Here is a 25,170-nt window from a genome sequence, read left to right as displayed (position 1 = left end):
AATGAAAAGCTGGAAAGTAAAAGAAATTGTCATCATGTCCGTTATCAGTATCGTATTTGCCGTTGTTTATTTATTATTTACACATTTCGGAAACGTGCTTGCAGGTATGTTTGGGCCAATCGCCTATGAACCGATTTACGGCATTTGGTTTATCGTTTCTGTGATCGCCGCATACATGATTCGAAAACCGGGTGCGGCGCTCGTTTCTGAAATCATTGCCGCTCTCGTTGAGTGCCTGCTGGGAAATCCGTCTGGCCCGATGGTCATCGTCATTGGCATTGTTCAAGGGCTCGGGGCTGAGGCTGTATTTCTTGCAACACGCTGGAAAGCATACTCTCTCCCTGTCCTTATGCTGGCCGGTATGGGGTCTTCAGTAGCCAGCTTTATCTATGATCTCTTTGTTTCTGGCTATGCAGCCTATTCACCAGGTTATCTGCTCATTATGCTTGTGATCCGTCTCATTTCCGGCGCGCTTTTGGCGGGGCTTCTCGGAAAAGCTGTCAGCGACTCTCTCGCTTATACAGGTGTGTTAAACGGAATGGCACTCGGAAAGGAACTGAAAAAGAAACGGAAGCGGGCGTCAGAACATGCAAGCCTTTGATGAGCTTCTGACGGTTGAGCAGCTCAGCTTCTCTTATGAAGAAGACGAGAAACCGGTTTTTCAAGACATTTCGTTTGAGCTTCAAAAAGGAAGATGTGTTTTATTATTAGGACCGAGCGGGTGCGGTAAAAGCTCGCTCGCCCTTTGTTTAAACGGTCTATATCCGGAGGCTTGCGACGGTGTTCAGTCCGGACATGTCTATCTATTTCAACAGCCGGTCACAGATGCTGAAACCTCCGAAACGATTGCTCAGCATGCCGGGGTCGTTTTTCAGGATCCTGATCAGCAGTTCTGCATGCTGACGGTGGAGGACGAAATAGCGTTCGGGCTGGAAAATCTGCAAATTCCAAAAGAAGAAATGACAGAGAAAATCAACGCCGTATTAGAAAAATTACGCATTACCCATTTAAAAGAAAAAATGATCTCAACCCTTTCAGGAGGACAAAAGCAGAAAGTGGCTCTCGCCTGTATTTTGGCGATGGAGCCTGAGCTTATTATTTTAGATGAGCCGACCTCTCTTTTAGACCCTTTCTCAGCGCGGGAGTTCGTTCATCTGATGAAGGATCTTCAGCGGGAAAAAGGTTTCAGCCTCCTCGTCATTGAGCACCAGCTTGATGAATGGGCGCCTTGGATTGAGAGAACGATCGTGCTCGACAAATCAGGCAAAAAGGCGCTGGATGGCTTGACGAAAAATCTATTTCAGCATGAAGCGGAGACACTAAAGAAATTAGGCATCGCCATTCCAAAGGTCTGTCATCTGCAGGAAAAGCTGAGTATGCCGTTTACTTTATCAAAAGAGATGCTGTTCAAAGAGCCTATTCCTGCCGGGCATGTCAAAAAGAAGAAAGCCCCTTCTGGGGAGAGTGTGCTTGAAGTCAGCAGCCTTTCGTTCGCGAGAGGACAACAGGCGATTTTCAATGACATCAGCTTTTCGTTGCGCGAAGGCTCCTTAACGGCGCTTGTCGGTCCGAACGGAACTGGAAAATCGACGCTCCTATCAGTTCTGGCCCGTCTCATGAAACCGCAAAGCGGCAAAATCCTTCTCTATGATCAGCCGCTGCAGAAATATAAAGAAAAAGAATTGCGTAAACGGATGGGATTTGTTTTTCAAAACCCTGAGCATCAATTCGTCACCGATACGGTGTATGACGAGCTCCTGTTCGGCCAGAAAGCAAATGCTGAAACTGAGAAAAAAGCGCAACACCTGCTGCAGCGTTTTGGTCTTGCACATTTGGCTGATCATCATCCGTTTGCGATCAGCCAAGGGCAAAAACGGCGACTGAGCGTTGCTACTATGCTCATGCATGACGTAAAGGTTTTATTATTAGACGAACCAACCTTTGGCCAGGATGCCCGCACAGCGGCTGAATGCATGGAAATGATTCAGCGTATCAAGGCAGAGGGAACCGCTGTCCTTATGATTACACACGATATGGAGCTAGTCTCTTCGTATGCTGACAGCGTGCTTGTCCTTCACGATACAGGCCTGGCCTTTGACGGATCTCCAGCGCAGTTGTTTTCTCAAGAAACAGGGCTTGTCCAAAAAGCAAAGCTCACCCTTCCCCTTCTATATGAATGGATGGCATTTCAAGAGGAGGTGCGTGATGAAGCAGCCGTTACATCTCATTAATCCGACTGTGAAAGCGGCGGCGGTTTTTTGTTGTGTCGTCATGCTGTCGTTTATTTACAACCCATACACTCCGGCATGTTTTTATATCATCATCGTTGCGGGCGTTCTACTGGCGGCCGGAATCTCATTGAAAAAATGGTTGTTGTTCACGATTCCGTTTTTGGTTTTAGCATTCGGATGCGTGTGGACAGCCGCAGTTTTTGGAAAGGTGCCGACAACACCGGATAATTTTTTGTTTCAAGCAGGCCCTATCTCAATTAACAGCGATAATGTGTCTGTCGGCATCTCTCTCGGGTTTCGTATTTTATGCTTTTCCGCCTTATCGATGATGTTTGTTTTTACAACCGATCCGATTCTATTTATGCTGAGCCTTGTCCAGCAGTGCAGGCTCTCACCAAAGCTCGCGTACGGTGTCATTGCAGGCTTTCGCTTTCTTCCGCTGTTAAAGGATGAAGTCCAGCTGATTCAGCAGGCTCATAAAATCAGAGGAGGAGCGGCGGAGAGCGGCATCATTAATAAAATCAGTGCGTTAAAACGATATACCATACCGCTATTGGCAAGCGCCATCAGAAAAGCGGAACGGACAGCGCTTGCGATGGAATCGAAAGGATTTACAGGAAGCAGAAACCGGACATACTACAGGACATTGAGCGTGAACCGGCGCGACTGGGTGTTCTTTTGCCTCGTCCTCATATTATTCGCGGGATCCTTTCTCGTATCTTTATGTTTCGCATCATAAAAAATCCGCTATCACAGATAGCGGATTTTTTTATTGATGATAGTTTAATGCTTGAGCAAGGTTGGTTTTAATAGTAATATTCGAAAAGTCAATCCCCAGCTGTACAGCAGTTTGCGCAATTTCAGGCCTGATTCCTGACAGGGTTGACCGGACACCGATCAGATTAAGCGCCTCAATCAATTTAAAGATCTGGTGCGCCACCATCGTATCCACCACAACAACACCTGACAGATCGATTAACAGATGCTCCACACGTCTTTTCGCACAAGCTTGAAGCGTGTTTTCCAGAATAAACTTCGCCCGTTCGGTATCAATGTCACCGACAAGCGGCAGCAGAGCTGTTGATTTGCTCAGGGTAATGACAGGTGAGCTTAATTCCAATATCATTTCTCTTTGGGCGTTTAATTGCTGCTTGGCATTCATTTCAGCGTGATCAACGAATGTATAAATGGTGAAATCAAATACTTTCACAATCAAATCAGCCCATTTTTGCTTCTCTCCCGGCTCAAACGCTGACTCATTTTCTTCTGCGAACTTCTCAAAATACTTCGTATATAATCTCCTGTTTCTCATAAACTCCCGAATGACATACTGAACCGGTGTGTCGAGATGTTTTTGATCGTTGGTCAGCTCAATGACCCACTCTTGAAACTCTTCGAGAAATTGTTTTTCCGGTAAAACATACATGTAATTCAGATGCCGGTAAAATTCTCTGTCCTGCTCTTTCAATTCTTCCGTTACTGTTGCATTATGTAGGGCGTAAAGCGAATTCGGATCACTTTCCTCCATCGTTTCAATCCATTCCTCGGCCATTTGTTCCACATGCTCTGAAAAAAATGCATATAATTTTTCATTCAGTTTCATGACACTGCTCCTTTCCCCAACACTATTATAACTTGACTTACAGTTGAATCCCAGTCATACACGCCGAAGCCATCCAATATTTTGAAAATTACTAATTCTTTGGTGTGTATCCTATTTTTTCAAAATGCTTCAAATGGCTCTGTCCGAGCGCTTGTTTTTTTCATATAATATGAGGCAACACCCTTGAATCCACTTGAAAGCATAAAAAAGGAGGGCTTTTTTATGAATGGTGAAATCCGCTTGATCCCGTATGTGACGAATGAGCAGATCATGGATGTAAACGAGCTTCCTGAGGGCATTAAAGTGATTAAGGCGCCAGAAATGTGGGCAAAAGGGGTAAAAGGCAAAAATATTAAAGTTGCTGTATTAGACACGGGCTGCGACACAAGCCACCCTGATTTAAAAAATCAAATCATCGGCGGAAAGAACTTCACGGATGACGACGGCGGCAAGGAAGATGCGATTTCCGACTACAACGGACACGGCACACACGTCGCCGGAACGATTGCAGCAAATGATTCAAACGGAGGCATTGCCGGAGTCGCGCCTGAGGCAAGCCTATTGATTGTGAAGGTTCTTGGCGGCGAGAACGGCAGCGGACAATACGAATGGATAATTAACGGCATCAACTACGCGGTGGAACAGAAAGTCGACATCATCTCAATGTCCCTTGGAGGGCCAAGCGATGTGCCAGAGCTGGAAGAAGCAGTGAAAAACGCAGTGAAAAACGGAGTGCTTGTCGTTTGTGCAGCGGGAAATGAAGGTGACGGCGACGAACGCACAGAAGAGCTTTCCTACCCCGCAGCTTATAATGAAGTGATTGCAGTTGGATCTGTTTCTGTAGCGCGAGAATTATCAGAATTTTCTAACGCAAATAAAGAGATTGACCTTGTGGCACCAGGAGAAAACATCTTATCCACCCTTCCCAACAAGAAGTACGGTAAGCTGACCGGCACTTCAATGGCTGCCCCTCATGTCAGCGGTGCGCTTGCTTTAATCAAAAGCTATGAAGAAGAATCATTTCAAAGAAAGCTTTCTGAATCTGAGGTTTTCGCACAGCTAATCCGCAGGACACTTCCTCTTGATATTGCAAAAACGCTGGCAGGCAATGGATTCCTGTATTTAACAGCTCCTGATGAGCTCGCAGAAAAAGCAGAGCAATCACATTTGTTGACCCTATAAGATTATTTTTCTTATATAATATACACCACATCATGTAAATAAAAATTTCAAATTCTATGTTGACAATGAATTTGAATTACTGTTAAGATTACCAACAAATGATTCAACTTTTCAAAAAATTAATAACATTTTCTCTTATCGAGAGTTGGGCGAGGGATTGGCCTTTTGACCCCAACAGCAACCGACCGTAATACCATTGTGAAATGGGGCGCACTGCTTTTCGCGCCGAGACTGATGTCTCATAAGGCACGGTGCTAATTCCATCAGATTGTGTCTGAGAGATGAGAGAGGCAGTGTTTTACGTAGAAAAGCCTCTTTCTCTCATGGGAAAGAGGCTTTTTGTTGTGAGAAAACCTCTTAGCAGCCTGTATCCGCGGGTTAAAGAGAGTGTTTTACATATAAAGGAGGAGAAACAATGACAACCATCAAAACATCGAATTTAGGATTTCCGAGAATCGGACTGAACCGGGAATGGAAAAAAGCACTTGAAGCGTATTGGAAAGGCAGTACTGATAAAGATACGTTTTTGAAGCATATCGACGAACTATTTTTATCCGCAGTAAAAACACAAATTGACCAGCAGATTGATGTTGTGCCTGTTTCTGATTTCACACAGTATGACCATGTACTCGACACAGCAGTCAGCTTCAACTGGATCCCGAAACGTTTCAGACATTTGACTGACGCTACCGATACATACTTCGCTATCGCCCGCGGAATCAAAGACGCCGTATCTAGTGAAATGACAAAATGGTTTAATACAAATTATCATTACATCGTTCCGGAATATGACGAGAGCATTGAGTTCCGTTTGACCAGAAACAAACAACTCGAAGATTATCGCCGGATCAAACAGGAATACGGTGTGGAAACAAAGCCTGTGATTGTCGGTCCTTATACGTTCGTTACGCTTGCTAAAGGCTATGAACCGTCTGAAGCAAAAGCGATCCAAAAACGCCTTGTGCCATTATATGTACAGCTTTTGAAAGAGCTTGAAGAAGAAGGCGTAAAATGGGTTCAAATCGATGAGCCGGCGCTCGTTACCGCCTCTAGTGAAGATGTACGCGGTGCAAAAGAATTATTTGAAAGCATTACAAGTGAGCTTTCATCCTTGAATGTGCTTTTGCAGACGTATTTTGATTCTGTTGATGCTTATGAAGAGCTGATCTCTTACCCGGTTCAGGGAATTGGCCTTGATTTCGTTCACGACAAAGGCAGAAACCTGGAACAGCTTAAAACACATGGCTTCCCGACAGACAAAGTGCTGGCAGCCGGCGTTATCGACGGACGCAACATTTGGAAAGCGGACCTTGAAGAGCGTCTCGATGCCGTTCTTGATATTCTCAGCATTGCAAAAGTTGATGAACTGTGGATTCAGCCTTCCAGCAGCCTGCTGCATGTTCCAGTAGCGAAACACCCTGATGAGCACTTGGAAAAAGACCTATTGAACGGATTATCCTACGCAAAAGAAAAGCTGGCCGAGCTAACAGCTTTGAAAGAAGGCTTAGTATCAGGAAAAGCGGCGATCAGCGAAGAGATTCAGCAGGCTAAGGCTGATATCCAGGCGCTTAAACAGTTTGCAACAGGCGCCAATTCTGAACAAAAGAAAGAGCTTGAGCAATTAACTGATAAAGACTTCAAGCGCCCGATTCCGTTTGAAGAACGTTTAGCCCTGCAAAATGAATCTCTCGGCCTTCCGCTTTTGCCGACGACAACGATCGGCAGCTTCCCGCAGTCTGCTGAAGTGCGGAGCGCACGCCAAAAATGGCGGAAAGCTGAGTGGTCCGATGAACAGTATCAAAACTTTATCAATGCGGAAACAAAAAGATGGATTGATATTCAGGAAGAATTGGAGCTTGATGTCCTTGTTCACGGCGAATTTGAACGGACAGACATGGTCGAATACTTCGGTGAAAAGCTGGCTGGTTTCGCCTTCACTAAATATGCCTGGGTTCAATCATACGGCTCACGCTGTGTCCGCCCGCCAGTCATTTACGGAGATGTTGAATTTATTGAACCGATGACAGTGAAAGACACAGTCTACGCACAGTCATTGACTTCCAAGCATGTGAAAGGAATGCTGACGGGCCCGGTTACAATCTTAAACTGGTCTTTCCCTCGAAACGACATCTCGAGGAAAGAAATCGCCTTCCAAATCGGGCTTGCCCTTCGCAAAGAAGTTAAAGCGCTTGAAGACGCAGGCATTCAAATCATTCAAGTTGATGAACCAGCGCTGCGCGAAGGCCTTCCATTGAAAACACGCGATTGGGATGAGTATTTGACTTGGGCGGCAGAAGCATTCAGATTAACCACTTCTTCCGTGAAAAACGAGACACAAATTCATACACATATGTGTTACAGCAACTTCGAAGATATCGTTGATACAATCAATGATCTTGATGCCGATGTGATTACAATCGAACATAGCAGAAGCCACGGAGGATTTTTAGATTACTTAAAAAACCACCCGTATTTGAAAGGGCTTGGCCTTGGTGTATATGACATTCACAGCCCTCGTGTGCCGTCAACTGAAGAAATGTACAATATTATCGTTGATGCGCTTGCCGTCTGTCCGACTGACCGCTTCTGGGTAAATCCAGACTGCGGATTGAAAACAAGACAGCAGGAAGAAACGGTTGCAGCATTGAAAAACATGGTTGAAGCTGCAAAACAGGCAAGAGCACAGCAGACACAGCTAGTATAATTTGAAAAAACCATCTGCATTTGGCAGATGGTTTTTTTCTATAATACAGCCACAATCGGTTTCTTATTTAGCAAATCCCCCAATTACTTTGTTTATTTTGCACTTTTTTAAGAATGTTCTTTGCATTCTTTTCGGCTATACTAATAACACTCTATTGACAGGAGGGATTGGGATGAATCATGAAACGTTCTTAAAACGGGCTGTCACTCTCGCATGTGAAGGAGTGAATGCAGGAATCGGCGGGCCTTTTGGAGCTGTTATCGTGAAAGACGGAGCCATTATTGCAGAGGGACAGAACAACGTCACAACAAGCAATGATCCGACTGCCCACGCGGAAGTCACAGCTATTCGGAAAGCCTGTAAGGTGCTAGGAGCCTACCAGCTTGATGACTGCATTTTGTATACGAGCTGTGAACCATGCCCAATGTGCTTGGGCGCCATCTACTGGGCCCGGCCTAAAGCCGTTTTCTATGCAGCTGAGCACACAGACGCTGCCGAAGCCGGGTTTGATGATTCATTCATTTATAAAGAAATTGATAAACCTGCTGAAGAAAGAACGATCCCCTTTTATCAAGTGACACTAACAGAGCATTTATCCCCGTTTCAAGCATGGCGGAACTTCGCCAATAAGAAAGAATATTAAAAGGATCAGGCATGCGCGGCCTGGTCCTTGTTATTTCTCCAAGTAGCCGCTATGCCCTGTGCAAATACAAAACAGCATATACGCGCAATTCAGCACGGCAGACACCGTGCCAGCCACCCCCTTCATCTGTAACTTTTGGTTTAAAGGCATGCTTCAAACGCTTCTCTGACGTTTTATCAAAAATCTGTGCCCGCCCCGCATGCTCCGACACCAAAAAACATCCTGAGAACACTCAGGATGCCGATCATTATTTTAATTCTAGTTTTACATCAACATTTCCTCTGGTTGCCTTTGAGTAAGGACAGAATTCATGAGCGGCGTTGACAAGCTCTTGTGCCTTTTCCCGATCTAAATCTTTCGTGTTCACAACAAGTGTGACACCGATTTTAAACCCGCCGTCGCTCTCATCCTTCATGAGGCTGACCTGCCCTTCAATCTCCGAATCAATTTCGATATTCTGCTCTTTGGCTACGTGTTCGAGCGCGCCGCCGAAGCATGCAGCATACCCTGCCGCAAAGAGCTGTTCCGGATTTGTGCCGGTTTGTCCTTCTTTTTTGGCATTTGGCATGACAATATCAAAATCAAGAACACCGTCATCTGATGTAATATGTCCTGCCCGTCCGCCTCGCGCGGTTACTTTTGCTGTAAATAATGCCATATTTTCCAACCTCCTTATTTGTATCTAGTTGTTATATTTCCCTTTCTGATCTTTTTAAACATGCTATGTTTGCCGAGAATAGGAAAAGTGAAGTTTTTCAGATACAATAGAATCGAATGACAAAAAGAGTTGGTGAACAAAATGGAAAATAAATTTGATCATATGAAATTGGAGAATCAGCTTTGTTTTTTGCTATATGCGAGTTCGCGGGAAATGACAAAGCAATACAAGCCTCTGCTTGATAAGCTGAATATAACATACCCCCAATATTTGGCTTTGCTTTTGTTATGGGAACACGAAACGCTTACTGTCAAAAAAATGGGCGAACAGCTGTATTTAGATTCAGGAACGCTCACTCCGATGCTTAAACGAATGGAACAACAGGGTTTGATTACGAGAAAAAGATCTGAAGAGGATGAGCGATCCGTGTTGATCAGCCTGACAGAGGACGGAGCGTTATTAAAAGAAAAAGCGGTTGACATTCCAGAGACAATTCTGGGGCTCTCAAAGCAGTCTGGGGAGGATCTCAAACAGTTAAAATCCGCTCTATATACATTGCTGGAAACACTTCATCAAAAAAATTGAGGATGCCTTGTACAGGCATCCTCTTTTTATTTATTCAGTAACCTCAAGTGTCACATCAATATTTCCGGAGGTTGCTTTTGAATACGGGCAGACGCCGTGCGCTTTTTTCACAAGCGCCTCCAATTCTGATGCACTGACTCCTTCTCCTTTTACTTGCAGCGTCACACCAAGCTTGTAGCCCTGGTCCGCTTCATCCTTTAACAGGCTTACATTCGCTGTAACCTCTGTCTCTACTTTTACTCGTTCTGTTCTTGCGACAAGCTGCAGGGCGCTGTCAAAGCAAGCTGCATAACCTGCTGCAAACAGCTGCTCTGGATTTGTCGCTTTTTCTAATTTCTTGGCTCTCGGTGTCCCCGGCATTGCGACATCAAGCTCAAGAACGCGGTCTGATGAAATGACCTTTCCTTCTCTTCCTCCTACCGCTGAAACAGTTGCTGTAAATAATGGCTGACTCATTTTTCATTCCCCCAATATATTTTATACAATTAAATTGTACACAATTAATTTTGGTATGTCAATTTTTCACGTATAAAAAAGCTTATCTCATTACGAGATAAGCTTTTTCATTGAACATTGCCCCGCTATTCACGGATTTGCCCAGTTCCTTTAATGATGTATTTTGTAGAAGTCAGTGCAGGAAGCCCCATCGGTCCTCTTGCATGAAGCTTTTGCGTGCTGATGCCGATTTCGGCTCCGTAGCCGAATTCAAAGCCGTCAGTAAAGCGGGTTGACGCGTTATGATAGACAGCGGCAGCATCGACAGCCGTTTGAAAATATGCCGCGTTTTTGTCATTTTCAGTTAAAATCGCTTCAGAATGATTGGTGCCGTATTGTTGGATATGCTTCACAGCTTCTTGGACGTTTTCAACCGTCTTTACGCTGAGGACAGGCGCTAAAAATTCGGTTTCCCAATCTTCTTCTGATGCTTGTTTGCTTGAAGGATGAAGTTCACATACCAATTCATCACCCCGAATTTCCACTCCCGCGTTTTCCAGCTGGTCCAGCAATTCTTTCCCGTGCTGTCTTGCCCAAGCCTTGTGAATCAGCAATGATTCAATCGCGTTGCATACGGAAGGGCGCTGCGTTTTGGCATTTACAACAACCTTTTCTGCCATTTGCGGTTTGGCTGTTTCGTCAATGAATATGTGGCAGTTTCCTGCTCCCGTTTCTAATACTGGAACTGTTGATTCTCTCACAACGAGATCAATCAGTTTCTTGCCTCCGCGCGGAATCAATACGTCTAAGCCATCATTTAACGTAAAGAGCTCTTTTGCTGTCTCTCTGCTCGTATCCTCAATCAGCTGCACAGCGTGAATCGGAAGCGCTGATTGCTCAAGTGCTCTGTGAATGACACTGACGAGCGCTTTGTTGCTATGGACGGCTGAGGAGCTTCCCCGCAGAACAACCGCGTTCCCTGTCTTCAGGCAAAGGGTAGCTGCATCAACTGTGACGTTTGGCCTCGCCTCATAAATCATTCCTACGACACCGAGCGGCACACGGATTTTTTCGATAAACAGGCCATTCTCTTTTTCAATGGTTTCAAGAGAGTCGCCGACCGGGTCTGCTAAGTCCATTAAGAGCTCCACCGCGTCCGCGATATCGCGTATCCGTTTCTCATCCAATGTGAGACGGTCAATGATGTCCGGTGTTAAACCATTCTCTTTTCCGTTCTCAATGTCTTTTGCATTCTCCGCCAAGAGAAAATCAAGTTCTTTGCGGAGTCCGTTTGCAATGAGGCTGAGCGCCTCATCCTTCTCGGCTGTTGTTTTCATGATCATTTCGGCTGCTGCTTCTTTCGCCAGCTTCGCTTTTACAGAAACTTCACTCATTTTTCCGCCTCCTAGTCGTTTACATTGACCCAGTCATTCCTATGAATAACCTCAAACGTTTTCTCAAAATCAAGTTCGTCACTGCGTTTGCCTTTGGCTTCCATAATCTCCTCAGAGGAGTAATGGGTTTGGCCTTTGCCGATCACGCCGCCCGGTCCCCTGACTTCCACAACCGCCCCTTTCGGAAAGCTTCCGTTCACACCCACAACGCCAGCGGGCAAAAGGCTGCTTCCATTATGGATCATCGCCTCTTCGGCACCCGCATCAATGATAATTTCTCCCGATATCGGCGAGTGGAACTGAATCCACTGCCTTGTGTTGTTAACCGAAGATAGTTCTTTGTCTCCGATATAAGTGCCGTCTCCCCTGCCGTCCAAAATGTCCGCAAGTTTTTGCTCTCCGCTGCCAGTTCCAATGAATACTTTCACTCCCAGAGACAGCGCGATTTGTGCGGCTAACAGCTTTGATTTCATTCCGCCGGTTCCGACCTTTGATCCGGCTGAACCTGCATATCCAAGCAATTCAGGCGTGATCTCCGGCAAATAATCAAATCGTTTCGCCTCAGGATTTTCATTTGGATTGGCATCATACAGTCCGTTAATGTCGGTGAGAATCATGAGCTGGTCTGCGTGAATCAATCCGCTGACTAACGCAGAAAGCATATCATTATCTCCGAATGTCAATTCTTCAACAGATGTAGAATCGTTCTCGTTGATAATCGGAATGACGCCGCGTTCCAATAATTCCATTATCGTAGCATACGCGTTTCGATACCGTTCTCTTTTCGAAAAATCATTTCTCGTTAAAAGGATTTGTCCCGGAGTTAATGAGTATTGTTTAAATTGATTCATATATTGCTGCATTAACAGTGTTTGTCCGACCGCGGCCGCCGCCTGTTTTCCTTTGATGGTAACGGGACGGGATGGATAACCGAGGCTGGAAAACCCCGCCGCTACGGCACCCGAGGTAATCAGAATCATTTCATGCCCCGCTTTTTTTAACACGGAAATCGCCTGAACATGCTCTCTGATTTTTGCCTCATCAATGCTTCCTTTGCTATTCGTGAGCGAACTGCTTCCTATTTTCACTACTATTCTTTGTTTTTTCATTTATTCTCCTCCGCGGCTCTTCTACAATAAAAAAACCCATTTCATCCTGATTCATAAGGACGAAATGGGTTTCCGTGGTACCACCTTGATTGAACGCGCTTGTGCACGCTCCGCTCTCCTGTAACGCCAGGTTATGCGCCTAGGTTTTCCCCCTAGGACTCCAAGGCAGGTTCGGCAGGTTTCATGCGGCAAAATGTTTCAGCGATTCATTTTGCTCTCTGTCACAGAAAGGTCTGCTTACTAATCCTCTTCAACGCTCAATGATTTTTTTATATTATGCAAAGAAAAAAGACACTTGTCAAGGTTTTTTGTCATCAAAAATAGCCCGCATTGCGCGGGCCTCTTGCAGTCTAGTTAAAGACGATTGTTTTATTTTCATGAACGATGACACGGTCTTCCAAATGCCATTTCACAGCACGGGCAAGCACGCTACGCTCAATTGTTCTTCCGATGTTTTTCAGCGCTTCCGCATTATCGCGGTGGTCCACACGCTCAATATCCTGTTCAATGATCGGCCCTTCATCAAGATCGTTTGTCACATAATGAGATGTCGCACCGATCAGTTTCACGCCGCGCTCGTAGGCCCGTTTGTACGGATTCGCACCGATAAAAGCTGGCAGGAATGAATGGTGGATATTGATGATGCGATTCGGATGAGCCGAAACAAAATCAGGAGTTAGAATCTGCATATAGCGTGCGAGCACGATGACATCAACATCGTACTGCTCCAGCAGTTCAAGCTGCTTCTTTTCGACTTCCGCTCTGATGTCTTTGTTCGCTTTCATATAGTGGAATGGAATGTTCAGGCGCTCAACCAGCTCTCTCGCTTCCTCATGGTTACTGATGACAACAGCGATCTCCGCCATCAGGTTGCCGGTTTGCCATTCCCAAATCAGCTCATGCAGGCAATGGAGCTCCTTTGAAACGAAAATGGCGACACGCTTCAGTTCGCTCGCCAAAGTTAAGCTCCATGTCATGTCGAATTTATCCGCTACAGAGGCAAACGCCGCCTGAAGTGATGTTTTTTTCTCACGAATGCCTGCGCAGTCGAATTCGATTCTCAGGAAGAACCGGCCGCCTTCAGGGTCTGTCGTATATTGATTTGATTCTATAATATTGGCACCGTGTTCAAATAAAAACGCGGAAACTGCAGAGACGATACCCGGCTGATCGGGGCAGCTGACCAAGAGCCGCCCTTTATCCTCATTTCCGTCACGGTATTCGTCCAACCGCTGAGTCATATATGATTTCATGAATAATCCCTCTTATCTTTGTAAGTCTAAACTATTTATCCATTATACTGAAGATTTGATAAAAATCAATTTATGACAGAATTTTTAAACCAACTGCTGAGCATAAAATCAACGCGATAAAGAAGATCCGTTTGGCGTCTTTCTGCTCCTTGTAAAAGAGGATGCCGATAAGCGCCCCGCCGGCGGTGCCAATTCCTGTCCAGACCGCGTAAGCCGTTCCCATCGGAATGGTTTCCATTGCGTACGACAGCAAGGAAAATGAAGCGGCAAAACCAACAATGATCAACAGCACCCATTTCACGCTTTTTTCTTTCGCATATTGATTCATAAGGGCCACGCCGGCCATTTCTAAACAGCCCGCGCACAGTAAACTGATCCAGTGCAGCATTATGCCTCGCCTCCTTTTTCCTCTGTCTCATCCTGTGTCACAAGCTTCAACCCGATTACACCGATTAAGAGCACGCCAATTAACAATAGCTTCGGCCATCCAACCGGTTCATGAAAGAGAACGATTTCACTAAGTACTGTTCCCGCTGTGCCGAGCCCGGTAAAGACGGCATACACGGTACCAACAGGCAGACTGTGAGTCGCCTTCATTAGAAGGTAAAAGCTGAATATGATGCCGATGGCAGTGCCGCTCCATGTTAAGGCTGAGTCAGCGTGCTTTAAGCCTATCACCCAAACAACCTCGAAAACAGCGGCAAGCACGACCAATCCCCATTTCATTTTGAGTCATTCCTTTCTATCTATTAAGATTCTCCGAAAACAAAAAAACCCCGGACAGTCGTCTCACATGAGATTGACTCTCCCGGGCTTTTTTCCCTCCGTGTGCATACGCGCTTCTATTTACGCGTATGTGTTTTCTCTCGGACCAGTCCATGTCAATTGACATGCGGAACCCTAGAAAACTTTACATGATATCATGATACTAAACTGAGCTCTATCTTTCAATTGTAAGATTTTCTTTCATATACCGCGATCGGTTTATTCCATTTTCTGATCGTTTTGCTGTAATGCATGCCGATTTTCTCCGCTACCCGTATGGACGCTTTGTTATCCGGATCAATCAAAGCCGTCATTTTGCCGAACTGCCGCTCGTTAAAGCCATAGTCCAGACAGGCCCGAGCCGCTTCTTGCGCATAGCCGTTCCCCCAGTGGCGGCGGGCAAACATATATCCAATTTCCATTACGGTTTGATTTTCGATCTGCTGGGGAACGATGCCGCATTGCCCCAAAAACTCCCCTGTCCGCTTATCTTCGGCGATCCACAGACTAACGCCGTACCCTTTTTCATTTCGTTGGTTCCAATTGACCCACTCGCGGGTTTGCCTCTTATCTTTTAAACCGGAATAATATGTCATGACGTCAGGATCATTAAAAAGCAGCCCAAACAAAGTGGCTTGATCCCGATCTTCCATACAGCGCAAACGAATTCGATCAGTCACAAGCTTCGTTTTAGCGTTCATACTTCGCCACATCCTGCTTCCATTCTTTTTTGAGAGCTTCAATATGTGCCTGATGATAGCGGTTATGATCTGCCATATGCCAAATTCCCCATCGTATCGTCGCGGTGTCACCTTCGAAGGAAAGCGGCTGGTTCAAAGCATTTTCAGTTAAAGTGAAGCATACCGATTTCAGCTCGTCTACTACATGCTGATGTCTTTTCAGGAGTTCATCTAAGTCTGGCTGATTCACCGGTTCAGGCAGCCGTCCGCTTTCATCTGTCATCGGGCCGTATGTCTGTTCAATATGGTTCGGTATCCGATTTTCCTTGATACGCCAGACCCATCTGATATCAACATTTGTGATATGGTGCAAAAGCTGAGCCGTGCTGTTTTTTGTTTGGCAGCGCCCCTTATAGTAAAGTTCACTGTGTGTCATATGGCTTACGATAGAAGCCAGACGGAGACTGTTTTCTTCCACTGCGGAATACAGCAGACTGACCGTTGGCGCCATGTCGTTTCTTATGGATAAGTCCTTCATGTTCAGTTCCCCTCCTAACTAGGTACATTTGACACCAAACAAAAATTCCCTTTAAAAAAGAAAAAAGCTCTCGTTAAAATTAGAGAGCAATCTTAATTGTTATTTCCCGGCTTATATAAATAAGGATCATGCTGCGGTTCATTTGAGGTATTCAAATCAAGCGATATATCGCCGCGGGCATTCATTGTCCCAAGCGTGATTGTGGACAGCAGTTTAGGGCTGTACCCTTTTTCCTCAAGCTTCTCAAACAGCCATGATCTGTTTTTTTGGAGATATTTCAAATTGTGATCAAGGATTTCGCCATCCAGTATGAGCGGAATCGGGATAAAATTCCGTTCAGCTTCCATATTCAAATCCCGCACCTGCACCGCTCTCGCTTCCTCTTTCGGGATGACGCTTACTTCTCCCGTTTCTTCAATGATAGCAAGATCAATGTCAGCCGGGTCGGCATAGCCCTTTTCCCTCAGCTTTCCAAGCAGCTCATTAACAGTCAGCCTTTCTTTACGAAGGCCGCGTTCATCAATATCCCCGTTTCGGATTAGGACAGTCGGGCTCACGACTAGGAGCCATCGCCATTTATTAGATAAAGAGAGCTTGCTCATGATAAGATAAAGCACCAAAAAAGCACCCGCATAATAAATTGACATCGGCAGCTTGGATGTAAGGATCGGCTCACTGATAATGGTTCCGATTGCGAAGGTCAAAAGCAGGTCAAAATTGTTCATTTGTGACACAGCTTTTTTACCGGCAAGCCGAAACAAAATATATGCAATCGAAAATACGATAACTGGCTTCAGTAAAAATACCCATACCATCCATAACACCGATCTTTACCTCCATCCGCTGGTCATATTGAGCCTATTGTACCCCGTGGCAGGCCCTCTATGCATCAGTGTCTAGGCGAACGTGCATATCGCCTGAACATAACATAATAGAAAGTGACACCGATTGGAGGCGCAATACGCAATATGAAAAATCAGAAGTCGAATACCCTTTGGCCCTTTGATCTGCCTTTGGCTCCCCAACCCGAGAGCTACCAGCAGCAAACAATCGACAGGCTGGCCGGTTTGGAGCTAAGGATGGAGCAACTAATTAGAGCGATTGAGGTAAACAATGAATTGCTGAAAACAATGCAAGAACAGCAAAACCGTGTATGCACAAATGGCAAGGGTCTGTGATTGTCCGGATGTAGAAACCGGCGCTTGTCTGCCTTCTTATATCTCAATAAAAAACTCTTCTAAAAACTCTTCTCTGATCTGAAAGGAGAAGAGTTTCATGTATGTGTTCAAACGGACTGCGCCAAACTTAATTGCGGGCCGAATAGCTCGTAATGGATAGACTCCGGCGCTGATCCGAGCTCTGATACAAGCTTATGCATTGCCGTAATAAACGACGGTGAACCGCAAATATAGTAATCCGCATCTGTGTTGGCAATCAGTTCTTTGAGGAATTGCTGATCAATCTGTCCTTCATGAAAATGCAGATCACCTGCACGGTCTTCCTCTGTCGGCTCGCGATACACAAATGCTGTTTTAACAGCAGAATGTTTTGCTGCTTCTTCTACTTCATGGCGCAATGCATGATATTCACTGTTTTTCGCCGCATGAATGAACAGAATTTGCCGTTCAGGCTGTTTGGAAACAGATGTTTTCAGCATGCTGATCATTGGTGTAATGCCAACTCCGGCACTGATCAAAACGAGATCTTTTTGTGATGCATGATCTAAAACAAAGTCCCCTGCCGGTGCGCTGATCTCTATTGAATCTCCCTCCTGCAGCCCATCGTGTAAGTAGGAAGACACGACACCATCTTTTTTCACTGAAATTCGATGATAGTCTTTTCCCGGCATATCAGACAGGCTGTACTGGCGGATATGCATATATTCAGAATCAGGAATCCGCACTTTGATGCTGATATATTGCCCTGCTTGGAATTCAGGTAACGGCTTGCCGTCTTCCGGTTTCAAATAGAAGGATGTAATTTCTTTGCTTTCCTGCTCTTTTTTTGCGATAACGAATGGCTTATACTCCTTCCAGCCGCCGGCTTGCTCTTCAGCCTGTTCATACATGTCTTTTTCAATTCCGATGAACGCGTCAGCAATGACTCCGTACGCTTTTTCCCATGCCTGCATAATGTCAGGAGTTGCAGCGTCTCCCAATACATCTTTAATCGCAATCAGCAAATATTTACCGACGATTGGGTAGTGCTCAGGCTTAATTCCGATACTGCGGTGCTTGTGGCCGATTTGTTTGACAACCGGAATGATGTTTCCTAATTGGTCAATGTTTGCCGCAGCTGCAATAACGGCATTTGCCAGTGCAGTTCGCTGTGTTTTTTTCTTTTGGTTTGTTTGATTAAAAATGTTCAAAAGCTCTGGATGGTCTTGAAACATCCGATCGTAAAAACGGCCAGTGATTGTTTCTCCATGCTGTTGCAATACGGGTACAGTGCTTTTAATAATGTCGATTGTTTTGTTATCTAACATTTTATAAACAATCCTTTCGAAAAGATGTATTTAAAATATATCTTTAAAATACATGATCTTACGAATAAAAGATATATTTAAAATGAATCTTTAATAAAGTTGTCACAAAATTATCAATTTAAAGTGACATTTGTTGCTTTTTTATAGAATCTCCTAGCAAAAACGGACTAACCATTGTAATAATCACCATTGAAAAGTACAAAAAAACCCAAAACAACTTATGTTTTGGGTTTAACGTTCACCAAGGCTTATCAGTTCCGAGCGCATTTGCAAGCGCCTGGCTGTGTTTCTTACGGTTCTTACGTTCATTAGCACGCTGTACAGCTGTATTATGCAGCATGATTTCTTCTTCTGTTTCTGGTACAACCCTCGGTACAGGCACCGGCTTGCCATTTGAATCTAATGCGACAAACGTCAAAAAGGATGTGGCAGCGAGTTCCCGTTCGCCAGTCATCAAATGTTCCTTAATAACTTTCACAAATACTTCCATGGAAGATGTGCCGACCCATGTCACATATGACTCTAGGCAGACAGAATCCTTTTGCCCGATCGGCTTTAAAAAATCTACAGAATCCATTGAAGCTGTTACCGTTTCACGTCTGCAATGGCGCGCCGCTGAAATAGAGGCAATGTCGTCTATGTAGCTCATTAATTTTCCGCCAAACAGCGTATTATGGTTGTTCGTGTCAAGCGGGAACACCCTGCTGGTTTTCACAACCTTTGACTCTTTACAAAATCTTGTTTCCGGTGTTTCCATACCTTTCTCCCCTTTGATGTCTGATCTTTTAGCTAAATGCACTTATATTCTCCTATTAAACAATATTCTCTTCCATTTGTCTAAAATTTAAAATGGTTTAATGATTTTCATGATGAGGGAATAATAAATATATTCTTCACACTTTAGGAGGAAAAACAAATGGACGTATCCATCCCGAAATCTCAGCACAAAACGACATGCCGAACGGAATACGGCACACTTCAGAAAGTGATCTTATGCAAACCTGAGCACATGACCATAAAAGATGTTATAAACGAAACACAAAAACATTTTGAAGATGACAATATTCATGTAAAAACCGCTAACGACCAGCACAGCCGCTTAGTGGAGGCACTTAGGTCACACAACGTTGAGGTCGTCCTTTTGCCCGTTCGCGACGGACTACCAGAGCAGGTTTTTACTAGGGATATAGGATTTGTCATCGGAGAAAAAGCCTTTCTGTCAAGCATGACTGAACCGATTCGCCAAGGAGAAGAAGCCGTTATAAAAGATTTTTTTCACAGCCAAGGTATCTCTTACACCCGCATGCTTGATACGAGTATTGAAGGCGGAGACGTCATTATCGATGATGACATTGTCTATGTCGGAATCAGCCAGCGCACCGACATTTCAGCTATCGGCCAGCTGGAAGAGGCACTTCCTGAATATACGATCGTTCCAGTGAAGCTTCATGAAAAATTTTTGCATTTGGACTGTGTATTTAACATTGTATCTGAAAGCGAAGCGTTAATTTATCCACAGGCCATTGAGCCAGATGCAGCCGATATGCTGGCAAAACGTTATGATCTTATTGAGGTGCCCGAGGACGAACAATTTACGCTTGGCACCAACGTCCTTTCAATCGGAAAAAAAAACGATCATCAGTCTCCCTGGCAACCGCCATGTCAATCAACAGCTATCGAAAAGAGGCTATCACATTATCGAAATTGATCTGTCAGAAATTATTAAATCAGGCGGCTCCTTCAGGTGCTGCACAATGCCGCTGATTCGAGGCGAATGAAGAATCTTCCCCTTTTTCATGTTTTGAACAGCTTATTTTAGCAAGATACGTTAATATAGAGGTGACATCATTTTTAAGGGGGAAATCGCATGACAAAATACATAGGATATGTGGGAACATATACAAAAGGCGGAAGCGAAGGAATTTATTCATTTGAGCTTGATACTGAGAAAAAAGCACTCAGCGAGCCAAAGCTGGCCGCTAAGCTGGGCAACCCGACATATGTGGCGCCGAATAAAAACAACACCATCCTTTATTCCATCGAAAAAGCAGACGGCCAAGGCGGAGTTGCTGCCTATCAAATCGATAAAAACAGCGGCGAATTGACATTTCTGAATCATCAGTTAATTGATGGCCCTTCGCCATGCCACGTAAGCGTTGATGATCAAAATCAATTCGTACTGACTGCCAATTATCACAGCGGGAAGGTGCACGTTTTTCCGGTTCAGGAAGACGGCAGCTTGCAATCACCTGTTTCAGAGGCCGCTCACACAGGAAAAGGGCCGCACGAAAGACAAGAAAAACCGCATACACACTACGCGGGGTTCACACCTGAACACAATTATGTAGTGGCGGTTGATTTAGGTATAGATAAGCTCTACACCTATAAGCTGAAAGACGGCGTGTTGACTGAATCCGGAAGCCATTCCTTCGCTCCCGGCGCAGGACCTCGCCATATCGCTTTTCATCCGAAAGAAAAATACGCTTATGTCATGACAGAATTAAGCAATGAAGTGATTGCGCTTGAATACAACCCGACAGCCGGCGAATTTAGAGAAATCCAAGTCGTTTCTGCCATCCCTGATGATTTTACAGATAACAGCCAAGGAAGCGCAATTCATGTCACGCAGGACGGACGTTTTGTTTATGTCGCAAACCGCGGCCATGACAGTATCGCCGTATTTGAAGTGAATCAATATTCAGGAGAGCTGGCTTTCGTAGAAAGAGTGTCGACAGAAGGAAACTGGCCTCGTGACTTTGTACTTGACCCAATGGAAGGGTTCCTCGTTGCTTCAAATGAAGAAACAGGAAACCTTGTCTTGTTTGAAAGAGACAAAGAAACCGGCCGATTGACACTCCTCCCATCAACGGTTTCTGTCCCTTACCCGGTTTGTGTAAAGTTTTTACATCAAGTATAAACAAATGGAGTGGCTCTAGTAAAAAGGAGCCACTCTTTTTATTTATCTTACTTTTTCCTTCGTTTCAGCATTTCGATACAAATGGCAAGCGACAAAACGGCCGGGTTCGATTTCTTGAAGCTGGGGACGAGATTCTCCACATTCAGGCATCGCCTCCGGACAGCGGGTACGAAACACGCAGCCGCTTGGCGGATTGACCGGGCTCGGCAGCTCCCCTTTCAAGAGAATACGCTCACGCTTGTCCTCCAATTCAGGATCTGGAATCGGAATCGAGGACAAAAGCGCCTTTGTATAGGGATGGAGCGGTTCACGATACAAGGTGCCGCTCTCTGTAATTTCCATCATGTGTCCTAAGTACATAACACCGATCCTGTCACTGATATGCTTCACCATCGAAAGATCATGGGCAATGAATAAAAACGTAAGCCCTTTCTCTTTTTGAAGCCGCTTCAGCAGGTTGACCACCTGCGCTTGAACAGAGACATCAAGTGCAGAAATCGGTTCGTCCGCCACGATAAATTCAGGATTCAGCGACAGTGCTCTCGCAATCCCGATTCTCTGCCTTTGCCCGCCGCTGAATTCATGCGGATAACGGCTGCCAAAATCGGGATGAAGCCCAACTGCCTCAAGCAGCTCGTCCACGACGAGAAGCCGCGCTTTATGAGTATTGTAGAGATTGTGAATCTCCATCGGCTCCAAAATAATTTCTCGAACGGTCATGCGCGGGTTAAGTGAAGCATAAGGGTCCTGAAAAATCATCTGCAGTTTGCGGTTGAAGGCAAACTGCTCTTTTTCACTCAGTGCATGAAGATTTGTGCCGCGGTATGTCACGCTTCCTTCTGTCGGCTGATAAAGGCGCATCAGCACTCTCCCCAAGGTTGATTTCCCGCACCCTGATTCCCCGACTAGCCCGAACGTTTCTCCTTCACGAATCTGAAAGGTGACCCCGTCGACGGCTTTGACTGTCCGCTTTTTCCCTGCGTCAAAATGCATTTTCAGCTGGCTGACCTCTAACAAAGGCAGTGGCGTCATTTGTCTCCCTCCTTATTCTGAAAAACAGCGGCGCACCGCACAAAGTTCTTTTTCATAGATTGTGTCTTTTAATGTAAGGATTTCGATTGATTTTCCTGTCTTTGGAGAATGAAGCATTTTCCCGCCGCCTACATACAGACCGACGTGATGAATCGCTCCTTTTCCTTCCTCATAAGCAAAAAACAGCAGGTCACCAGCCTTCATATCATCAAGCAGGACATACTCCCCTGCCTTAGCCTGATCTCCCGCATCGCGGGGGATGCTGTATCCATTCGCCTTAAATGTACTGTACATAAATCCGGAGCAATCAAACCCAAACCCGCTGATCCCTCCCCATAGGTAGGGAAGGCCAAGGAAAAACGCACCCGTTTGAATGATGTCTTCAGCAGTCCCTTTCTGTTGGCTGACAGGCACTGCATCACTTTGCTTCACAAACCTTTCTCCCAAAACGGTCGAAACCTTAAAATATCCTTTTTCTTCTGCAATAAGGGGGAGAACTGTCAAAAAGCTCAATTCGATCTCCTTTTCTCCATTGCTTCTGTACAAAAAGGCAGCAGGTTTGCTGATCATCACATCGTGTTGTGTATGGATGGGCTTTGTTTTTTCCAGCTGGTTCTTTTTCATCCAGCCTGGGTATCCGCGCGGATCCTTTCGGGATGGCTGGCTAGGCACGATCACAGAAACCCATTCCCCCTGTTCCGCCGTCACAAGTACCTTTTCACCAAAGAGAACCTGAGTTTGGATTACATTGTCTGTACATAATCCAAGCCGTTCATCATACGTCATGCGCTCCAGCCAGTCTCTGATCCTTACAGTCGGTTGAAGCATGAATTGATCAGACGGACGCGGTGAATCAGGCGCTGTCCAGATGTTGGCCACTGCTGATATGACAGTGTGCATCATTGCTCTTTTTCCCCTTTCAAAAGCGCAGTCCCGGTGATTCCGAGGCCCGGTTTGCCAGGCATCGAAACCGTGCTGCCGCTATATGTTATGCCGCCTTTGAATACATCTGTTTTCAGCATCAGCGGCGCGTCAAAATCAAAGCGTGTGATGTTTCTCTTGCTTGCCGCAAAATGCGCCGCGGCCGTAATGCCCAGCTTCGTTTCGATCATGCTGCCGACCATACACTCCACCCCGCAGGCCTCCGCCATGGCATTAATTTTCTCTGCTCCGCTGATGCCGCCCGCTTTCATCAATTTAATATTGATCAAGTCTGCGCTCCGGGTTTGCAGAACTTCGAACGCCTGGCGCGGTGTAAAAACGCTTTCATCAGCCATAATCGGCGTATCTGTTGCATCTGTCACCTTTTTAAGCCCAGCGAGATCATCTTTATGGACAGGCTGCTCGACAAGCTCAATGCCTAGGCCCGCATCCTCCATTTTCCGAATGGCAGTTACCGCTTCCTTCGGCCTCCACCCCTGATTAGCGTCTAAACGCAGTTTCACAGCTGATCCGACACGTTTTCTGATTTCCTGGATACGGGCGATATCTGTTGCAATATCATCTTTTCCGACCTTTATTTTCAGCGTTTGAAAGCCTTGTTTGAGATAATTCTCGGCATCAGCTGCCATCTCTTCAGGTGAGTTGACACTGACGGTATAATCTGTTTCCAGCGTATCTCGATATCCGCCAAGCATTTGATAAAGCGGCAGCCCGCACATCTGCGCCCAGCCGTCGTATAGAGCCATTTCTACAGCAGCCTTCGCGCTCATATTTCCTGTAAGAAGATGCTGGATGTCGTGCAGAATGGCCTCACAGCCGGACAGGCTTTTTCCAAGCAATGCCGGTTTTAAAACATTGTGAATGGCACTTTCAATGCTATCCATGCTGTCTCCTGTAATCACTAACGTCGGGGGTGCTTCTCCCCATCCGACTGCACCGCTGTCATAAGTAATCCTTACTATGACTGATTCAGCCGTATACACAGTGCGAAGCGCGGTTTTAAACGGCTTTGTCAGCGGAACGGCGATTCGGCTTGTTTCGATTCGAATGATTTTCATGTCTTCAGCGCCCCTTCTGAAACGCCCGCCTCTATTACGACTGTTTTTTCTGCTGTATTCATAGCAGCTTTCGCACCGATCGGAACGGCAATACTTGGCGAGCAGTGGCCGATTTTAAATCCTCTCAGAGCAGGCCTGCCCGCAGAAATAATATAGTCTTCCAGCACCTGCTCAAGTAAGAGAGACTTCTCTCGCTTCACCGGGACACAATTGTGAAAATCACAAACTAGAATTCCCGCCGCGTCCGTCAGCTTCCCCGCCATTTTCAGCTGATTCAGCATCCGGTCGATTTGATAAGGCTCCTCGTCAATATCTTCAATAAACAGAAGCTTTCCTCTCGTATCAATTTCAAATGGCGTGCCCAGTGTAGACGTCAGCAAAGACAGATTTCCCCCGACAAGCTCCCCTTCCGCTTTTCCAGGAACAAGCGCGGTCAGCGGAGAAAGCTCTTCTGTATAGGTGAATTCCGTCTCCTGGAAGAGCTGCTTATATGACGCTTTTGTCAGCGGGTGAACGTCGTCAAGGCCAATATCCGAGCTGAGCATTGGGCCATGGAAGGTGACAAGACCTGTGTTTTGATGAATGGCAGTATGTAAAAACGTAATATCACTGTATCCCCAAAAGATTTTAGGGTGTTTGCGGATCAAGCTGAAATCAATGCCCGCGGCGATACGTCCTGTCCCAAAACCCCCGCATGCGCACAACACTGCTTTTACCTCCTCGTCTCTGAACATCTCATGGAGATCCGCCAGCCGCTCATCATCCTGTCCCGCTAAATAGCCGTGCTGGTTTTTCAGCGCCTTGCCCAACTTCACCTGAAGACCGAGCTCTTCTAAAAATAATAGCGCGGTGTCAAGCTTTTTTTGATCCGGCGGACTTGCGGGCGCGATCACTCCGACTGTATCACCCTTTTTCAGCGCTTTCGGCTTGTAATTCAACGAAAACACTCCTTTCAT

The 25,170-nt window shown here is 45.6% G+C and carries 25 protein-coding genes, 3 pseudogenes and 2 riboswitches; of the genes and pseudogenes, 10 read left to right on the top strand and 18 right to left on the bottom strand.

Annotated elements, in window-relative coordinates; translation table 11 throughout:
• Position 1 precedes the first annotated feature (1 nt).
• Genes NSQ83_RS07385 through thiX form a run of 3 tightly spaced genes read left to right on the top strand, consistent with a single transcriptional unit; the run spans position 2 to position 2,970 of the window.
• Positions 2-601 carry an ECF transporter S component gene (locus NSQ83_RS07385; RefSeq protein ID WP_003232554.1) on the top strand — a complete coding sequence of 200 codons (600 nt, stop codon included), beginning with the start codon at positions 2-4 and terminating at the stop codon, positions 599-601.
• Entirely contained in the window at positions 588-2,231 is a 1,644-nt protein-coding gene (locus NSQ83_RS07380; RefSeq protein ID WP_198878725.1) for an ABC transporter ATP-binding protein, read from the top strand. Before NSQ83_RS07385 ends, NSQ83_RS07380 begins: the two co-directional genes overlap by 14 nt.
• Entirely contained in the window at positions 2,206-2,970 is a 765-nt protein-coding gene (gene thiX / locus NSQ83_RS07375; protein ID WP_198878724.1) for an HMP/thiamine ABC transporter permease ThiX, read from the top strand. The genes NSQ83_RS07380 and thiX overlap by 26 nt, the downstream gene beginning before the upstream one ends.
• A gap of 30 nt (positions 2,971-3,000) precedes the next feature.
• Here thiX and rsbRB read toward each other — a convergent pair whose 3' ends face one another.
• Complete coding sequence (gene rsbRB / locus NSQ83_RS07370; protein ID WP_003232560.1) at positions 3,001-3,834, bottom strand: RsbT co-antagonist RsbRB; 834 nt, start codon at positions 3,832-3,834, stop codon at positions 3,001-3,003.
• A gap of 222 nt (positions 3,835-4,056) precedes the next feature.
• Here rsbRB and isp point away from each other — a divergent pair, with 222 nt between their 5' ends.
• From isp to guaD, 3 genes are all read left to right on the top strand, one after another.
• Positions 4,057-5,016: a serine protease Isp gene (gene isp / locus NSQ83_RS07365; protein ID WP_014479598.1), complete on the top strand. Its 960-nt coding sequence runs from the start codon at positions 4,057-4,059 to the stop codon at positions 5,014-5,016.
• Between the two features lie 132 nt (positions 5,017-5,148).
• A riboswitch (SAM riboswitch) is annotated at positions 5,149-5,304 on the top strand.
• A gap of 127 nt (positions 5,305-5,431) precedes the next feature.
• On the top strand, positions 5,432-7,720 hold the full coding sequence (metE, locus tag NSQ83_RS07360; RefSeq protein ID WP_038427612.1) for a 5-methyltetrahydropteroyltriglutamate--homocysteine S-methyltransferase: 2,289 nt from the start codon (positions 5,432-5,434) through the stop codon (positions 7,718-7,720).
• A 172-nt stretch (positions 7,721-7,892) separates the two neighbouring features.
• Entirely contained in the window at positions 7,893-8,363 is a 471-nt protein-coding gene (gene guaD, locus NSQ83_RS07355) for a guanine deaminase (protein WP_003245084.1), read from the top strand.
• Positions 8,364-8,412: 49 nt separating this feature from the next.
• Here guaD and NSQ83_RS07350 read toward each other — a convergent pair.
• Both NSQ83_RS07350 and NSQ83_RS07345 read right to left on the bottom strand, forming a co-directional pair.
• A pseudogene (locus NSQ83_RS07350) lies at positions 8,413-8,584 on the bottom strand (hypothetical protein).
• A 26-nt stretch (positions 8,585-8,610) separates the two neighbouring features.
• Positions 8,611-9,021 (bottom strand): organic hydroperoxide resistance protein, encoded by a 411-nt coding sequence (locus NSQ83_RS07345; protein ID WP_003232570.1) that lies wholly within the window; start codon positions 9,019-9,021, stop codon positions 8,611-8,613.
• A gap of 141 nt (positions 9,022-9,162) precedes the next feature.
• Between NSQ83_RS07345 and ohrR the strand changes: the two genes are divergently transcribed.
• Positions 9,163-9,606: an organic hydroperoxide resistance transcriptional regulator OhrR gene (ohrR, locus tag NSQ83_RS07340; protein ID WP_014476587.1), complete on the top strand. Its 444-nt coding sequence runs from the start codon at positions 9,163-9,165 to the stop codon at positions 9,604-9,606.
• Between the two features lie 30 nt (positions 9,607-9,636).
• Here ohrR and NSQ83_RS07335 read toward each other — a convergent pair whose 3' ends face one another.
• From NSQ83_RS07335 to NSQ83_RS07295, 9 genes are all read right to left on the bottom strand, one after another.
• A complete protein-coding gene (locus NSQ83_RS07335) occupies positions 9,637-10,062 on the bottom strand; it encodes an organic hydroperoxide resistance protein (protein ID WP_024572767.1) in 426 nt (141 codons plus the stop codon).
• Between the two features lie 125 nt (positions 10,063-10,187).
• Positions 10,188-11,435, bottom strand: coding sequence for a glutamate-5-semialdehyde dehydrogenase (gene proA, locus NSQ83_RS07330; protein ID WP_198878722.1), 1,248 nt, complete (start codon positions 11,433-11,435; stop codon positions 10,188-10,190).
• A gap of 11 nt (positions 11,436-11,446) precedes the next feature.
• The gene (gene proB, locus NSQ83_RS07325) at positions 11,447-12,544 is read right to left on the bottom strand and encodes a glutamate 5-kinase (protein WP_198878721.1); all 1,098 of its coding nucleotides are present in this window, start codon (positions 12,542-12,544) and stop codon (positions 11,447-11,449) included.
• A 350-nt stretch (positions 12,545-12,894) separates the two neighbouring features.
• On the bottom strand, positions 12,895-13,797 hold the full coding sequence (gene purU / locus NSQ83_RS07320) for a formyltetrahydrofolate deformylase (RefSeq protein WP_041850915.1): 903 nt from the start codon (positions 13,795-13,797) through the stop codon (positions 12,895-12,897).
• 70 nt (positions 13,798-13,867) lie between these two features.
• On the bottom strand, positions 13,868-14,185 hold the full coding sequence (ykkD, locus tag NSQ83_RS07315) for a multidrug efflux SMR transporter subunit YkkD (protein WP_015252242.1): 318 nt from the start codon (positions 14,183-14,185) through the stop codon (positions 13,868-13,870).
• On the bottom strand, positions 14,185-14,523 hold the full coding sequence (gene ykkC, locus NSQ83_RS07310) for a multidrug efflux SMR transporter subunit YkkC (protein WP_003232583.1): 339 nt from the start codon (positions 14,521-14,523) through the stop codon (positions 14,185-14,187). Before ykkC ends, ykkD begins: the two co-directional genes overlap by 1 nt.
• A gap of 77 nt (positions 14,524-14,600) precedes the next feature.
• Positions 14,601-14,712: riboswitch (guanidine-I (ykkC/yxkD leader) on the bottom strand.
• A gap of 32 nt (positions 14,713-14,744) precedes the next feature.
• Positions 14,745-15,263, bottom strand: a complete 519-nt coding sequence (locus NSQ83_RS07305) for a GNAT family N-acetyltransferase (RefSeq protein WP_042974328.1) — start codon at positions 15,261-15,263, stop codon at positions 14,745-14,747.
• The gene (locus NSQ83_RS07300) at positions 15,253-15,780 is read right to left on the bottom strand and encodes a DinB family protein (RefSeq protein ID WP_144453076.1); all 528 of its coding nucleotides are present in this window, start codon (positions 15,778-15,780) and stop codon (positions 15,253-15,255) included. Before NSQ83_RS07300 ends, NSQ83_RS07305 begins: the two co-directional genes overlap by 11 nt.
• A gap of 92 nt (positions 15,781-15,872) precedes the next feature.
• On the bottom strand, positions 15,873-16,604 hold the full coding sequence (locus tag NSQ83_RS07295; RefSeq protein WP_198878720.1) for a DUF421 domain-containing protein: 732 nt from the start codon (positions 16,602-16,604) through the stop codon (positions 15,873-15,875).
• Between the two features lie 144 nt (positions 16,605-16,748).
• On the opposite strand from NSQ83_RS07295, the pseudogene NSQ83_RS07290 reads away from it, so the two are divergent.
• Positions 16,749-16,972, top strand: a pseudogene (locus NSQ83_RS07290) (hypothetical protein).
• A 93-nt stretch (positions 16,973-17,065) separates the two neighbouring features.
• On the opposite strand, the gene hmpA reads toward NSQ83_RS07290, so the two are convergent.
• Together hmpA and NSQ83_RS07280 are read right to left on the bottom strand one after the other, a co-directional pair.
• Positions 17,066-18,265 carry an NO-inducible flavohemoprotein gene (gene hmpA, locus NSQ83_RS07285; RefSeq protein WP_198878719.1) on the bottom strand — a complete coding sequence of 400 codons (1,200 nt, stop codon included), beginning with the start codon at positions 18,263-18,265 and terminating at the stop codon, positions 17,066-17,068.
• Between the two features lie 238 nt (positions 18,266-18,503).
• On the bottom strand, positions 18,504-19,022 hold the full coding sequence (locus NSQ83_RS07280) for an acyl-CoA thioesterase (protein WP_003232595.1): 519 nt from the start codon (positions 19,020-19,022) through the stop codon (positions 18,504-18,506).
• Positions 19,023-19,181: 159 nt separating this feature from the next.
• Here NSQ83_RS07280 and NSQ83_RS07275 point away from each other — a divergent pair.
• Positions 19,182-20,043, top strand: a pseudogene (locus NSQ83_RS07275) (dimethylarginine dimethylaminohydrolase family protein).
• Between the two features lie 89 nt (positions 20,044-20,132).
• Positions 20,133-21,182 carry a 6-phosphogluconolactonase gene (pgl, locus tag NSQ83_RS07270; RefSeq protein ID WP_021479446.1) on the top strand — a complete coding sequence of 350 codons (1,050 nt, stop codon included), beginning with the start codon at positions 20,133-20,135 and terminating at the stop codon, positions 21,180-21,182.
• Between the two features lie 42 nt (positions 21,183-21,224).
• Here the strand turns inward: pgl and NSQ83_RS07265 are convergent, their stop codons facing one another.
• Genes NSQ83_RS07265 through NSQ83_RS07250 form a run of 4 tightly spaced genes read right to left on the bottom strand, consistent with a single transcriptional unit; the run spans position 21,225 to position 25,170 of the window.
• Positions 21,225-22,214, bottom strand: a complete 990-nt coding sequence (locus NSQ83_RS07265) for an oligopeptide/dipeptide ABC transporter ATP-binding protein (protein WP_003232600.1) — start codon at positions 22,212-22,214, stop codon at positions 21,225-21,227.
• Between the two features lie 12 nt (positions 22,215-22,226).
• The gene (gene eepC / locus NSQ83_RS07260) at positions 22,227-23,117 is read right to left on the bottom strand and encodes a gamma-D-glutamyl-L-lysine dipeptidyl-peptidase (protein WP_198878718.1); all 891 of its coding nucleotides are present in this window, start codon (positions 23,115-23,117) and stop codon (positions 22,227-22,229) included.
• Positions 23,114-24,214, bottom strand: a complete 1,101-nt coding sequence (gene ykfB, locus NSQ83_RS07255) for an L-Ala-D/L-Glu epimerase (RefSeq protein WP_029317687.1) — start codon at positions 24,212-24,214, stop codon at positions 23,114-23,116. The genes eepC and ykfB overlap by 4 nt, the downstream gene beginning before the upstream one ends.
• The gene (locus NSQ83_RS07250; RefSeq protein ID WP_198878717.1) at positions 24,211-25,170 is read right to left on the bottom strand and encodes an LD-carboxypeptidase; all 960 of its coding nucleotides are present in this window, start codon (positions 25,168-25,170) and stop codon (positions 24,211-24,213) included. The genes ykfB and NSQ83_RS07250 overlap by 4 nt, the downstream gene beginning before the upstream one ends.

The organism is Bacillus sp. PS217 (assembly GCF_037963535.1).
Taxonomy (GTDB): domain Bacteria; phylum Bacillota; class Bacilli; order Bacillales; family Bacillaceae; genus Bacillus; species Bacillus subtilis.
This window is presented reverse-complemented; position numbering and strand designations above follow the sequence as displayed.